The organism is Sedimentibacter sp. B4 (genome assembly GCF_000309315.1).
Taxonomy (GTDB): domain Bacteria; phylum Bacillota; class Clostridia; order Tissierellales; family Sedimentibacteraceae; genus Sedimentibacter; species Sedimentibacter saalensis.
Window position 1 is genome coordinate 1 of the sequence record NZ_CANG01000223.1, and the last position, 413, is coordinate 413.

The following is a 413-nucleotide window of genomic DNA, read 5'->3' on the forward strand; positions in this document are numbered from 1 at the left end:
GTCACCAAGATGCGGGCCCGGAAGTCCCCGGCCAACCAAGCCCACGTCACCAACGTGAAGGACCATCCGGTCCAGATCGCCGCGGACGCGGCCGAGGCCGCCCTGCGCGGCTTCGCCGAGTTGGAGACCACGGTCGGAATTGTCCGGTACGCACCGTTCAACGCCATCGCGCTGATGGTGGGCGCGCAGGTCGGGCGTCCGGGCATCCTCACCCAGTGCGCGGTCGAGGAGGCCACCGAACTCGAGCTCGGTATGCGTGGCTTCACCGCCTACGCCGAGACCGTCTCGGTGTACGGCACCGAGGCCGTGTTCATGGACGGTGACGACACCCCGTGGTCGAAGGCGTTCCTGGCTTCCTGCTACGCGTCGCGTGGCCTGAAGATGAGGTTCACCTCCGGTACCGGCTCCGAGGT

1 protein-coding gene is annotated in these 413 nt (G+C 67.8%); it reads left to right on the top strand.

Features of this window, described 5'->3' with window-relative positions:
• Nucleotides 1-413, top strand: a 413-nt coding sequence (locus tag BN358_RS23195; protein ID WP_232233091.1) for a propanediol/glycerol family dehydratase large subunit, incomplete at both ends; no start/stop codon positions are given.